Raw genomic sequence first — 13,323 nt, 5'->3', positions numbered from 1 at the left:
ATTTGGCGTTGCTTAAATTTTGAGCAAGGTTGTTCAAAGGGTTTTCAGGCTGCCTGATGGTTGAGGCAGCCTGAAATACTATTGGTCAAGTTTTTTGGCAAACAGCACATAGCCCAGCATCAGCAGGGTAACGATGATTTGCGCGTATAAGCCGATGCCGTAGCTAAGGACTTCATGCGGCGTGCCCAGCCGTTCAAAGTAGGGTTTGAGGCGCAGGTAGTATTGCGCGTGTATCAGCAGGGCGAATAGGGCGGCGAGCATCAGCTCGGTGTAGGCGGTGGGTTTTTCCTGCTTGTCGTCGAGCCACACTTTGGCGGCGGTGGCGGCGAAGATGATGGTGTTCACCCATGCCAGCAGGCGGAAGCTGAGCGATGCGCCCAGATAGCTTTTGAGCGGGGTGTTCGCCCACGGCAGCAGCCATGTGAGGATGGCGAGGGCGCAGAGGGCGAGGACGATGTTGCGCGTGGACAGCAGCGGGGCGCGATTGGACGGGGCGGAGGCGCGTCGGGCGGATTGCGCTTGTTTTTGCGGCCGGCGGGGCGAGGGGTTTTGCGCGGGGCGTTGTTGGGTGGAACGTTGCGGCGGCTGGGCTTGCGATTGGGCAGGCTGGCGGTTGGCGGCTTGCGCGGGGGCTTTGGGCTTGGGTTGGAAAAATGCGGGGTCGGCTTGGCGCAAGGCGGCATCGTAGGCGCGGCGTTTTTCGCTGTTGTATAGGGTGTCGCGGATTTCGTGCAGGATTTCAATCGGCACTTTGCCGCTTTGGGCGGCGAGTTTGAGCTGGTTTTGGATTTCGGTGAGGCCGGCGGTGGGGGGGAGGCAGAGGAATTTGTAGTAATTGTTCATGGGTTTCCTTTAAGGGCGGAAGGGGCGGCTGAAACGTTTGTTTATGGCTTGGGCAGCCTGAAAACGGGAGGCGCGGGCTATTTCAATTTTCAGGCTGCCTTTGGAGGGCACACGCCGCGCGGTTTAGCGATAGCGCACGTTTTCGGCGGCATCAATGTGGATTTTACCCGCGCTTTGCAGTGCTACAAGCATTTCTTGTGCAAGTTTGGGGTTGCTGCGCTCGGTGAGCAGGCGCAGGAGGTCTTGTTTTTTCTTGGGGCGATTTTTTTTCAGCAGGGCAAGGGCGGTGGCGATAAGGGCGGATTCTGCGCCGGCGGGCGCGCTCGGGATGATTTGGGCAACGGCCTGCTGCACGGTTTGGGCGGTGTGTTCAATCAGCCGTTGTTCGCTTGGGGCTTCGCCGAACGGGTTTTCAGGCTGCCTTGCTTGTTTGAGAAATCGGCGGACGGCTTTGCCGAGCTTTTTCTTGTGCAACAGGCGGGCTTGGGGGTATTTGATTTGCAGTTGGTGCAGATAGGGGCGCAGTTTTTTGCGCGGGGACACGATGGCGATTTGCGCTTGCGGTTGGTGTTGCAGGATGTCGGCTGCGGCTTGGGCGATGCTGCGGGCGGCTTTTTTGTTGGGCAAGACGTATAGACTGTGGGGTTCTTCGGGCGCGAGCATGCGTTTGGCGGCTTTGAGGGTAACGAATAAGCCGACTTTGGCGCGGTGGTATGGGATTTTGCGTTTTGGGGTGGGGGATTGGGCGAGGTCTAGTAGGAGGTGGGGCATGGGGGACTCCTTTGTGGGGTGGAATTGATGGGTTTGGTTTTTCAGGCTGCCTATTGTGGCTAACGATTGAGGCAGCCTGAAAAGGGGATTGGTACTTTGTGGTAAGCATCCGATTAGCTTTAACCATGCGTCTCGTGCCGACGGGGCACTTACTTTTCTTTGCTTCGCCAAAGAAAAGTAAGCAAAAGAAAGGCGACTGCGGTTGCAGGTTTGGCTACGCCAAACTTCCCTCGCTCCACACGATTTTTCGGGCGGACAAAAAACTCGCAGCTTCGCTGCTCAAACAGTTTTGTCCTTTTCCCCCGAAAAATCGTGTTCCACTCGGCTGCGTCAGCAGGGAGGGTGCTTTGTGGTAAACGCTCGTTAAAGGCAACCTGAAAAAGGATTTGTGCCTTGGGGTAAGCGTTGGCGGCAGGATTAACCGTGTGGTTTTCAGGCTGCCTATTTATAGAGAAGCGATGGCTGATGCAGCCTGAAAATCGTTTTTCGCTTTGTCTTGCTATTTGCGATGCAGTAGGCAGCCTGAAAAAGCAACCAATGTTTAACGCCCTTATTCTCAAACACGATGTAAACAATACCAATACCAACACATTTTCAGGCTGCCTACGCATTCATCAGCCTATCCACTCACCACGTTCAACTTGGAATCGCCCCCGCAAACGCTTCAATAATCGGATTGAGCAGCGCATATTTGGTTTTGAGCGCGGCTTTGTTCACAATCAGGCGGCTGGATATGTTTGCGATGTGTTCCACGGCTTCCAGGTTGTTGGCTTTGAGCGTGTTGCCGGTGGAAACCAAATCGACGATGCAGTCGCTCAATCCCACCAGCGGGGCGAGTTCCATGGAGCCGTAGAGTTTGATGATGTCCACGTGCACGCCTTTGGCGGCGAAGTGTTCGGCGGCGATGCCGGGGTATTTGGTGGCGACGCGCAGGCGTTTGCCTGCTTGCGAGGCGCGGGCGTAATCAAAGCCTTTTTGCACAGCAGCCATCATGCGGCATTGGGCGATGTTGAGGTCTAGCGGTTGGCATAGGCCTTCGCCGCCGTGTTCGATCAGCACGTCTTTGCCGGCAATGCCCAAGTCGGCCGCGCCGTATTGCACATAGGTGGGCACGTCACTGGCGCGCACGATAACGAGGCGGATGTTGGGGTGGTTGGTGGGGATGATGAGTTTGCGCGAGTTTTCGGGGGCTTCGCTAGGCACAATGCCTGCGGCGGCGAGCAGGGGCAGGGTTTCTTCGAAGATGCGGCCTTTGGATAGGGCGATGGTGAGCTGTTGCGGCATGGTGGTCTTTCGGGGCTTGATGGCGGCGTGCAAATGGATTGGGGTTTTGCTGCCATGCGCTTTATTCGTTTTGGCTGCGCTGAAATTTGTTACGCTCGTTTTAGCTTCGCTAAAACCCGTTGCTCTTGTTTTCAGGCTGCCTTTGGCGGGGATTGGGCAGCCTGAAATCAGGCAAAAAGGGCGTGTGTGAACGCCCTTGTGGTTATTCGGCAAGCAGTTTTTTGATGTCGGCGGCGATTTGCGGGGCTTCTGCGCCGAAGCGTTCAAAGTAGGCGGCGTTGCCTTGTTTGTCCAGCAGGTAGGTGCCGGACGAGTGGTCTACGTTGTAGAGCTTTTCGGATTTGATGTCGGCTTTGGCGGAGATGATGCGCCATTGTTGTTTGGCCAGGGCGATTTCGTTGCCGCCTTGGGTGTCGGTTAAGCCGATGAAGGCGGGGTTGAATTGTTTGACGTATTGTTTCATCAGCTCGGGGGTGTCGCGGTCGGGGTCTACGCTCACGAATACCACGGCAACGTTTTTCGCCTCATCGCCCAGTTGTTTGAGCGTGTCGTTGTAGGTGAGCAGCTCGGTGGGGCAGATGTCGGGGCAATGGGTGTAGCCAAAGGAAAGCACGACCACTTTGCCTTTCAGGCTGCTGAGGGCGAAGGGTTTGCCCTCGCCATCGGTGAGCGTGAAGTCGCCGCCGATGTTGTCTTTGCGGATGTCGGTGCTCATGCTGCCATCGGCTTTGGGCGCGGTTGCGCTGGCAGCTTCGCTGGCGGAACTGGCTGCGCTAGCGGCTTCGCTGGTTTGACTGGCTGCGCTGGCGTTGCTGCTGGCTGCGGCGGGCGCGCTGGGTGCGGGGGCGTTGTTGGCGGCTTGATCGCAGGCAGCTAGGGCGAATACGCTGGCAATCAGTGCGGGGATGAGTTGGGGTTTCATAGTGTGTCCTTTCGGATGGGTGGGATTTTGTGGGAATGGTATTTTCAGGCTGCCTAATCTATTTGAGGCAGCCTGAAAACGATAAGGCAGCCTGAAAACGCTAAACCGCATTATTTCGCGGGGCATTGTTCTACCAACAAACCATCGGGCGAATAATCGGCGGGGTTGATGGGCGAGTGTTTGCTGAAATAGACTTTGGTGGTGTCGGCATCAACGAAGCCTGTTTTCATAAAGCCTGTGTGGTTTTTCAGCACGGGATAGCCGTCGCCGCCTGCCGCGATGTAGTCAGGCAGCACGAAGCGGTAGGTTTGGTTCGGGTCTAGCGGTTTGCCTTTGATTTTCACGTTGGCGATGGTTTTGCTGGCGGGGCAGTAGGTCAGGGTTACGCCTGCCAGATGCGGATAGCCGCCCGAGCCTTTGTCTTTGAAGACGATTTCTTGCAGGTAGTCAAAGGTTTCTTTGCCCGATAGCGGCACCACGCTCAGCAAGTTGCCAAACGGTTGCACTTTCAGCACGGTTTTGTAGGTGATGGTGCCTGCGGGGATGGTGTCGCGGATGCCGCCGCCCTGCATCAGCGAGAAGTCGGCTTGGGTGCGTTCTAGCTGGGCGCGGTTAATCAGTTGCCCGATGGGCATTTGTTGGCTGCGGACCAGCTCGCGCGTGCCGTCGAATGCGGCGGTGGTTTCGCCCACTTTGATGTTCAGTTTTCTGTCGCCTTCATCTTGGTATTTTTTCAGATGCGCTTGCAGTTTGGGGTCGGCGGGGATTTCGCTGGTGTAGAAGCTGCCGTCTTTGCGTTTCAGGTTGGAGGGGATGAGTTGGTAGCTGACCAGTTTGGTTTCGCCGTTTTTGAATTCAAAGTCGGCGCGACCGAGGAATTTGCCCCACTCATACGCTTGCATGATGGGCGTGCCGTTTTGCACGTCGGGGCGGCAGGGGGTGTTGGGCACATAAGGCGTTTTCAGGCTGCCGTCTTCGTTGATGCAAACGGGGGTGTGCGAGTGTCCGCCGATAATCATGTCAAACGATTTGGCGGGCAGGCTGCGGGCAAGGGTTACGTCGCCGGGGGCGCTGTGTCCGTGTTTGCCGTCGTTGTAGTAGCCGATGTGGGTGAGCGCGATGCGCACGTCGGGTTGGGCTTTGTTGACTTGGGGCAGTATGTCGCGCGCGGCTTCAATCACGGGCTGGAAGGTAACGTTGCCCAAGTATTCGGGGTTGCCGAGCTTGGCGGTGTCTTCGGTGGTGAGCCCGACCACGGCGAATTTCAAGCCGCCGCGTTTGATGATGGTGTAGGGTTTCACCAGATATTTGCCGTTTTTATAGCGCACGTTGGCAGACAAGAAGGGGAATTTTGCCCAGCGTTCTTGTTTGTCCAGCAGCTGCAAGGGGTTGTCGAATTCGTGGTTGCCCAGCGCAAGGGCATCGAATTTCATGGCGTTCAGCCCTTCGATGTCGGGCTTGGCGTTTTGCAGGTCGGATTCGGGCACGCCGGTGTTGAAGTCGCCGGCATGCAGTAGGATAACGGTGCCGCCTTGGGCTTCCACTTCTTTGCGCACGTTGTCGATGGCGGTTTTGAGCACGGAGAAGCCGTATTCGCCTTTGTCGTTTTTCCAGAAGCGCCCGTGCGTGTCGTTGCTGTGCAGCACGGTGAAGCGGTAGGTTTTGTCTTTCTCATACGCGTGGGCGGCGAGGCTGGCGGTAAGCAGTAGAGAGAGGGTGAGCTTTTTGGGGGACATGGGTTGTTTCCTTTTAGGGTTGGGAAAAAAGGGTTTTGGCTTCGCTGAACTTTGTTTCAGGCTGCATCAGGGGTTTGCAGCAGCCTGAAAAGGGATTTGCGGTTTGGCTCGATTGGGTTTCAGGCTGCCTGTGGGCGGCGGTTATTCGGGCAAGGTTGCCGACCCCATGCGCCGCAGGATGATGTTGGTTTTGTGGCGCAGACTTTTGTCGTTGGGGTGGTCGATGTAAAACAGCGGTTTGGGCACGCGGGCGGCGAGTTGGGCAGCCTGAATTTTGCTGAGTTGGGCGGCGGGCTGCCGGTAGAAATATTGGCTGGCGGCTTCTGCGCCGTACACGCCGTAGCCCCATTCGATTACGTTTAAATACAGCGTGTAGATGCGGTCTTTATCGGTGGTGGCTTCCAGCATGGCGGTGAGCGCGGCTTCTTCGGCTTTGCGCCAATAGCTGCGGCTTTCGTTGAGAAACAGATTTTTGGCGAGCTGCTGGCTGATGGTGGAGCCGCCTGCTTTGATTTTGCCGCTTTTTTCGTTTTTCTTGATGGCGTTTTTGATGCCGTTCCAATCGAAGCCGTCGTGTTCGGCGAAGTTGGCATCTTCGGAGGCAATCAGGGCTTTTTTGAGGTTTTCGGCGATTTGGTTATAAGGCACCCATTGGTAGCTCAGGGCAACTTGCGGTTTTTCTTGCGCGATTTCGCTCATCCGCATATTCATAAACGCGGTGTGGTGGGGGGCGAGCGCGCGGTAGCTGATGATGTTGCCGTAGGCGTACACGTTAAACAGGATGAAAGCGAGAATGGGGGCGGCGATGAGCCATTTGAATGTTTTCATGCGGTGAGTTTGGCGCGCAGGGCGGCGATAACGGGGGCGATGTTGGGGGTGTAGCCGCGCCAGAGTTGATAGGCGGCGGCGGCTTGCCCAACCAGCATGCCTAAGCCGTCGGCGGTTTGGGCTGCGCCGTGTTGGGCGGCGTGGGCAAGGAATGGGGTGGGCTGGGCGGCGTAGAACAAATCGTAAGCCAAAAGGCAGCCTGAAAACGCTTGGGGCGGAATATCGGGCACGTCGCCCGACACGCTGCCCGATGTGGCGTTGAAAATCACGTCAAAACCGCCGCCTGAAAGCGCGCTCAGCGGCTGCGCGTTGACTTCAAAAACGAAGGTTCGGGCTAATGCCTGCGCTTTGGCAAAGGTGCGGTTGGCGATAACGACTTCGGCGGGCTTGGCATCCAAGAGGGGGGTGAGAATGCCGCGTGCCGCGCCGCCCGCGCCCAAAACCAGCACGCGCTTGCCGGCCAAATCCACGCGCAGGTTTTCGTTTAAATCGCGCATCAAGCCGATGCCGTCGGTGTTGTCGCCCAGCAGCGTGCCGTCGGGTTGGCGCATCAGGGTGTTGACTGCGCCTGCGTCATGGGCGCGTGTGGTGCATTGGTCGGCGAGTTCGTAGGCGTGTTGCTTGAACGGCAGCGTTACGTTTGCGCCTTGCCCGCCGTGGCGGAAAAATTGTTTGACGGCAGCCTGAAAATCATTGGGACTGTCGGGCACGAGCGTGCGGGTGTATTCGATGACCGCGCCTTCTTGGGCGGCGAAAAGCTGGTGGATTTGCGGGGACTGGCTGTGGGCGATGGGGTTGCCGAATACGGTGTAGCGCGCGGGCATTTTCAGGCTGCCTTTTGTTTGGAATGTGTGTATTTTAGTTAGGTTTGGTTAAAAAGCAAGGGCGGGGCGGCGGGTTGGTTTCGGGCTACCGAACTGCGTTTCAGGCTGCCTACTGGTGTTGCGATGCAGTAGGCAGCCTGAAATGGGTTTATTGGTGATATTGGCGGGAGAGTTCGTGCACGGTTTCCACGAGGATTTCAACGTGTTCGGGCGGGGTGTGTTGGTTGATGCCGTGCCCGAGGTTGAAGACGTGTCCGTGTCCGTGTCCGTAGCCGGCCAGGATGTGGGCGGCTTCGGTGCAGATGGTTTTGGGCGTGCCGAACAGGGCGAGCGGGTCTAGGTTGCCTTGCAGGGCGACTTGGTCGTTTACGCGGGCGCGGGCTTGGGCGATGTCGGTTGTCCAATCTAGCCCGATGGCATCGGCGCCGCTGTTGGCAAGCTGTTCTAGCCATTGTCCGCCGCCTTTGGTGAACACGATAACGGGGACGGTGGCGCCGTTGTGGTTGCGTTTCAGGCTGCCGATGATTTGTTTGATGTAGTGCAGGCTGAATGTTTGGAAGGCTTCGTGCGAGAGCGTGCCGCCCCATGTGTCGAAGATTTGCACGGCTTGCGCACCGTGTTCTATTTGCTGGTTGAGGTATTGGGTAACGGCTTGGGCGTTGATGTCTAACACGCGGTGCAGCAGGTCGGGGCGGGTGTAGAGCATGGTTTTGACGGTGCGCCAGTCGCGGCTGCCGCTGCCTTCTATCATGTAGCAGGCGAGGGTGAAAGGGCTGCCTGAAAAGCCGATTAGCGGCACGCGCCCGTTCAGGGCTTTGCGGATGCCGGCGACGGCTTCAAACACATAGTTGAGCTTGTCCATATCGGGCACGGCGAGCAGTTCTATGTCTTGCTCGTGTTGCAGCGGGCATTCAAATTTGGGGCCTTCGCCTGCTTCAAAGCGCAAGCCCAGCCCCATGGCATCGGGGACGGTGAGGATGTCGGAAAACAGGATGGCGGCATCGAGGTTGAAGCGGTCTATCGGTTGCAGGGTGACTTCGGTGGCGAGGTCTTTGTTGCGGCACAGCGCCATGAAGTCGCCTGCGAAGGCGCGGGTGGCTTTGTATTCGGGCAGGTAACGCCCTGCTTGGCGCATCAGCCAGATGGGGGTGTATTCGGTGGGTTGGCGCAGCAGGGCGCGGATAAAGGTGTCGTTTTGCAGTTGGGACATGGTGGGGCTTTCTTTTTATATTGAGGCAGCCTGAAATAGGGTTGAAGGTGTGTTGGTTGTTAGGCTGCGGGTGGGTTATGAATGGGGTTTGCCGTTTTCAGGCTGCCTATCGTGTGCAGTCATAATAGGCAGCCTGAAAATGCTATGCCGGTTATTCTTGCGGCGCGGATGCGGCGGATGCCGCCGGTGCGGATGCGGAATCGGCTTGCGCGGGTGCGCTGGCATCGCTTTCCAAGCCGGCAAACACGTCTTCGTTGGCTTGCAGTTGGAACGGCTTGCCGTTGAGCTTGATTTTGTTGTCGGCAACGATAAGCTGGGTTTTGACGGCGCCGTTTTCGCTGGCGATGTAGCCATCTTGCACCATGGTTTTCAGGCTTTCGCTGGTGAGCAGGCGGATGGTGTCGTCCACTTCTTTTTGCTCTTGTACGCTGTTGGGGTTTTCCATGGCAAACAGCCCGCGCGTTTGGGCGATGGCGAAGTCTTCGATGATGTTTTGCGACACGTCTAGGTTGAGCTCGGCTTGCATTTTGGCGAGCATGGGTTTGATGTCGTTTAAATCAGCGGCGGTTAAGCCGTTGAAGTTGAGCTTGCCACTGGCGTTTACATGACCTGTGGGCGTGGTGAAGCTGAATGTGCGGATTTCAAGCTGCGGGTTGTCGGTAAACAGGGCTGCGCCTTCGTTGCGCACGGCAGTGAGGATGTGTTTTTGCTGCTCTTCGGGCGACAGTTGTTTTTCGGTGGCGATTTGTTGCCAGCGGGCTTTGAGTGCGTTCAGGCTGCCTGCGTTCAGGTGGTTGGCGGCGATGTCTATGTTTAAAGGACCGTAGGCAGTGTCGCCGTAGTTGAGCTTGGCGAAGCTGAATTTGCCTGAGGTGTTGATGTAGCCTGCTTCGGGTTCGCTGGTTTCGGTGGCGTAGCTTAGGTTGTCCACGCTGATTTTGTTGGGGGCGATGGTGCCGCGCGGGTTGATGAAGGCGCCGATTTGCAGGTCGGTTACGGTGTTGATTAAATCGTTGATTTTGATGTTGTAATCCATGCCCTCGTTCCATGCTACGTCAAAATGGGCGAGGTTGGTGGTGGATGAGCCGAGTGTGGTTTTGCCGTCTTTGCTGTTGTAGCTGTTGGCGTTTAGGGTTAGGTTTTCTATTTTCAGGCTGCCTTTATCGGCAAGAATGGCTTGAAAGCTGGGCATGGCAAGCTGGGTGGTGTAGCTGGCGTAGCCTTTTTGGTAATTGATGTTGCCTGTTAAGCCTTGCCAGTTGATTTTGATGCCCGATAGTTCTTCGTAGTCAAACGGGGCAACGGCGATGGTGAGCGTGCCGCTGCCGTTGAGCTGAATCACATTATGCAGCTTAACGGGGATTTGCTCGCCAAAGAAGCGGGTGAGCGTTTTTTTGACTTCGGGGTCGTATTGAAATTCGGTTTCTACCACGGCGCGCACGGGCACAATGCCGTTGGCAAAGGGCTGGTGGCGCACATGGTTTATCATGGTGATGGGCTTTTCCAGCACGGCGCGGATGTTGTCGGGGATGTTGTTGCCCAGATTGGCTAACACGGTGGGATGAAAGCGCAAGACGGTGGTTTCGGTGGATTCTAGCCAGCCGCTTTGGTATTGGCGGGATACGATGTCAAAAAAGAAGGTGTCGGCTAGAATGCGGTGTTGGGTTTCTAGGCTTTGTTTGGCTTGGTTGCCGAGATAGTAGGGGGTGCTGATGCCGGCGGCGGCGATAAGGGCGGCTGCTGTGCCGCCGATGAATAGTTTTTTCATGTGCGATGGCTGCGGGTTGCAAAACGAAATTGGGCTAATCATAACATAAAACGCTGCGGCAGCCTGAAAACGGGCGGCTTGCTTTTTATGGCGGCAGGCGGAACCTGCCCAATTGCTTTGGGCGCAACAATGCTAAAATCACCCGCAACTTATATCCGCACCGCACCCTGCTTGCGCCGCGCGTGGTGCTGGAATTTTTGTTAAACGTGATGAAAAATCATGCGGGCTTGCAGGCGGAGCGGGCGGATTTGCAGCTCTTTGCCGCATAGGCAGCCTGAAAACGGCATCCGCGCCGAAGCGCACCGCGTTTCAGGCTGCCTGTTATCCTTTTAACCCCACCCACATCAAAAAATCATGCACTTACACTTCCTCGGCACATCATCAGGCTCGCCCGCCATCGAGCGCAACGTCTCCTGCACCGCGCTCAACCTGCTGCCCGAAAACGGCGAAATCTGGCTGTTTGACTGCGGCGAAGCCACGCAGCATCAAATCCTGCGCACCAGCATCCGCCCCGGTAAAATCCGCCGCATCTTCATCACCCATCTGCACGGCGACCATATTTTCGGGCTGCTCGGCTTGCTGTGCAGCCGCTCCTTTTTGTCGGGCGAACAGCCCGGCCCGCTCACGCTCTACGGCGGTGCGGGCTTGCGCGAATTTGTGGAAACGGGCTTGCGCCTGTCGCGCAGCTATCTGAGCTATCCGATTGAATTTGTGGAACTATCCGAAGCGGGCGGCGAAATCGCGTGCGATGCCGCCTTCCGCGTCAAATACCGCCTGCTGGACCACGCCGTGCCGTCTTTCGGCTTTCGCGTCATCGAAGCCGACCGTCCGGGCAGCCTGAAAACCGATGCGCTGGAAGCGTTGGGCGTGCCCAAAGGCGCGTTATACGGCGCGCTCAAACGCGGCGAAACGGTTACGCTACCCAACGGCAACACCTTGAACGGAAACGATTTTATTAACCCACCGCGCAAAGGGCGCGAAGTGGTATTGTTTGGCGACACCCGTTTTCAGGCTGCCTTTGCCGATTTTTGCGCCGATGCCGACGCGCTGGTGCACGAAGCCACCTTTGCCGCCGACGAAGCCACCAACGCCGACCGTTTCGGGCACAGCACCTGCGCCCAAGCCGCCGAGCTCGCCAAACTCGCCCGCGTGAAAACGCTGTATCTCAGCCACATCAGCGCCAAGTTTTCAGGCGGTCGCGCGCAAGAGCTGCTTGCCGCCGCGCAAGCCGTTTTCCCGCGCACCGAATTGGCACACGATTTTATGGAAGCGCCGATTCCGTTGCCCGAGGCAGCCTGAAAACGCTTGCCCCGTCTGTTTTCAGGCTGCCGGTTGATGCGTATAACGAATAGGCAGCCTGAAAACAAAGCGGCGGCAGCTCGCCGACATTGCGGCAGTCAACACAGCCCGGCTTAACGCCGACACGCCGTTTGGGCGACGAACCGTTGCCGTTCCATGTCAGATTTCAGGCTGCATCAGTGCTTTTGCAAAGGCTTTTCAGCCTAGCCAAACCTCACAACGGTTTTCAGGCTGCCGGTTGATGCGTATAACGAATAGGCAGCCTGAAACGCAGTTGAACCCAACTGCACAACGGTTTTCAGACTGCCCCGCCCCGCGTCATCCCCTATCATTTACTTTTTCCAATTGATTCAAAACAATGTCTCACGCCATCCCCGAACCGCAAGCCAACGCCCACGCACAATACCACAGCGACAACCCCGATTTCCCCGCCAAGCTCATCATCTTCACGCTGTTTATCGGTGCGTTTTTCGGCTACCTCAACGACACCCTGCTCAACGTCGCGCTCACCAAAATCATGGCGGATTTCCAGATAGACAAAACCACCGTGCAATGGCTCACCACAGGCTTTTTGCTGGTGATGGGCGCGTTCACGCCGATTACCGCCGGCCTCATCCAATGGATGGAAACGCGCCGCATGGTGCTCATCACGCAAGCCGTGTTCCTTATCGGCTCGCTGGTTTGCATGCTCGCGCCCAATTTTGCCGCGTTGCTGATTGGGCGGCTGTTCCAAGCCATTGCCGCCGCGCTGTTCGTGCCGATTTTGTTCAACGGCATCCTCGCCATCTATCCGCCGCACAAACGCGGCAGCGCGATGGGCATCATCACCATGATGTTCACCGCCGCGCCCGCCATCGGACCCACCATTTCGGGCGTGATTGTGGATTATCTGAGCTGGCATTATCTGTTTGGGCTCACCATTCCCTTTATGCTCGTCGCCATGTTTTTGGTGAACAAATACCTGACCGTTAATCTCAGCGACATTACGCGCCCGAAAATAGACCTGCCCTCCGCCGCCGCGTCTGTGCTCGGTTTTGGCGGGCTGGTGTATGCCAGCAGCCATTTTGAACATCTGCCGCTGCCCGTGTTTTTGGGCGTGCTGGCGCTGTTGCTGGGCATCATCGCGTTTTTTGTGCGCCGCCAATTTGCGCTGGAAACGCCGCTGCTGAACCTGCGCGTGTTCGCCTATCCGCAGTTTCGCTATGCCGTGCTGATTTTGGTGTGCGCCTATTTTCTGTTTATGGGCTTGGAGATTTTGATGCCGATGTACACGCAGCAAGTGCTGCTGCTCACGGGCACGGCAACGGGCCTGATTTTGATGCCTGCCAGCATCGCCCAAGCCGTTGCCTCGCCGTTTTTGGGCGTGTTGCTGGACAAAAAAGGCGGGCGGTTTCTGATATTGCCCGCCACGTTGATATTGCTGCTGTCCATTATCGCCATGTGGACATTGCTGGATTTGCACACCAACACTTTGATTTTAAGCGGCTTGTTTATCCTGATGGCGCTGGCGGCTTCCGCCTGCATCACCGGCGAAACGCACGGCTTGAACGCTCTGCCGCGCGAGCTGAACCCGCACGGCGCCAGCACGATTACCACGCTCAACCCCATCGCAGGCGCGTTGGGCGCGGCATTTTTTGTCAGCATCGCCAGCATGGGCGAAAAAGCGGGGCAAGCGGGTACGCCGCAAGAGGCGTTGCTCGGCGGCGTGCATTGGGCGATGGCGTGCGCGCTGGCGGTAGCGGGACTGGCGGTGTTGTTTGCGTTGAAGATTCAGCCGAACGAATGGCGGGAGAAGGGGGAAGCGGGGCATTGACGGGGTTTGATGTTTTCAGGCTGCC

General features: G+C 57.1%; 12 protein-coding genes. 2 read left to right on the top strand and 10 right to left on the bottom strand.

Going from position 1 to position 13,323, the window contains the following annotated elements; genetic code table 11:
- Window positions 1–78: 78 nt before the first annotated feature.
- The 9 genes from JDW22_RS09145 to JDW22_RS09105 all read right to left on the bottom strand — a co-directional run bounded on the left by JDW22_RS09145 (window position 79) and on the right by JDW22_RS09105 (window position 10,186).
- Entirely contained in the window at window positions 79–843 is a 765-nt protein-coding gene (locus JDW22_RS09145; protein WP_200522803.1) for a J domain-containing protein, read from the bottom strand.
- 123 nt (window positions 844–966) lie between these two features.
- Entirely contained in the window at window positions 967–1,614 is a 648-nt protein-coding gene (locus JDW22_RS09140) for a hypothetical protein (RefSeq protein WP_200522802.1), read from the bottom strand.
- A gap of 636 nt (window positions 1,615–2,250) precedes the next feature.
- Window positions 2,251–2,898 (bottom strand): ATP phosphoribosyltransferase, encoded by a 648-nt coding sequence (gene hisG / locus JDW22_RS09135; RefSeq protein ID WP_200523028.1) that lies wholly within the window; start codon window positions 2,896–2,898, stop codon window positions 2,251–2,253.
- Window positions 2,899–3,100: 202 nt separating this feature from the next.
- A complete protein-coding gene (locus JDW22_RS09130) occupies window positions 3,101–3,820 on the bottom strand; it encodes an SCO family protein (RefSeq protein WP_200523027.1) in 720 nt (239 codons plus the stop codon).
- Window positions 3,821–3,930: 110 nt separating this feature from the next.
- Window positions 3,931–5,556, bottom strand: coding sequence for a bifunctional UDP-sugar hydrolase/5'-nucleotidase UshA (ushA, locus tag JDW22_RS09125; RefSeq protein WP_200522801.1), 1,626 nt, complete (start codon window positions 5,554–5,556; stop codon window positions 3,931–3,933).
- 141 nt (window positions 5,557–5,697) lie between these two features.
- Entirely contained in the window at window positions 5,698–6,384 is a 687-nt protein-coding gene (gene mtgA / locus JDW22_RS09120; RefSeq protein ID WP_200522800.1) for a monofunctional biosynthetic peptidoglycan transglycosylase, read from the bottom strand.
- Entirely contained in the window at window positions 6,381–7,208 is an 828-nt protein-coding gene (aroE, locus tag JDW22_RS09115) for a shikimate dehydrogenase (protein WP_200522799.1), read from the bottom strand. Before aroE ends, mtgA begins: the two co-directional genes overlap by 4 nt.
- Window positions 7,209–7,356: 148 nt before the next feature.
- A complete protein-coding gene (gene hemE, locus JDW22_RS09110; protein WP_200522798.1) occupies window positions 7,357–8,418 on the bottom strand; it encodes a uroporphyrinogen decarboxylase in 1,062 nt (353 codons plus the stop codon).
- Window positions 8,419–8,569: 151 nt separating this feature from the next.
- Window positions 8,570–10,186, bottom strand: coding sequence for a YdgA family protein (locus JDW22_RS09105; protein WP_200522797.1), 1,617 nt, complete (start codon window positions 10,184–10,186; stop codon window positions 8,570–8,572).
- 354 nt (window positions 10,187–10,540) lie between these two features.
- On the opposite strand from JDW22_RS09105, the gene rnz reads away from it, so the two are divergent.
- Complete coding sequence (gene rnz / locus JDW22_RS09100) at window positions 10,541–11,485, top strand: ribonuclease Z (protein ID WP_200522796.1); 945 nt, start codon at window positions 10,541–10,543, stop codon at window positions 11,483–11,485.
- A 203-nt stretch (window positions 11,486–11,688) separates the two neighbouring features.
- Here the strand turns inward: rnz and JDW22_RS13950 are convergent, their stop codons facing one another.
- Window positions 11,689–11,817, bottom strand: coding sequence for a hypothetical protein (locus tag JDW22_RS13950; RefSeq protein ID WP_268884228.1), 129 nt, complete (start codon window positions 11,815–11,817; stop codon window positions 11,689–11,691).
- A gap of 26 nt (window positions 11,818–11,843) precedes the next feature.
- On the opposite strand from JDW22_RS13950, the gene JDW22_RS09095 reads away from it, so the two are divergent.
- A complete protein-coding gene (locus JDW22_RS09095; protein WP_200522795.1) occupies window positions 11,844–13,298 on the top strand; it encodes an MFS transporter in 1,455 nt (484 codons plus the stop codon).
- Window positions 13,299–13,323: the final 25 nt, after the last annotated feature.

It is taken from the genome of Kingella bonacorsii (assembly GCF_016623605.1).
GTDB classification, from domain to species: domain Bacteria; phylum Pseudomonadota; class Gammaproteobacteria; order Burkholderiales; family Neisseriaceae; genus Kingella_B; species Kingella_B oralis.
The sequence above is the reverse complement of the archived record's forward strand: the minus strand, read 5'-3'. Positions and strand labels throughout refer to the sequence as shown.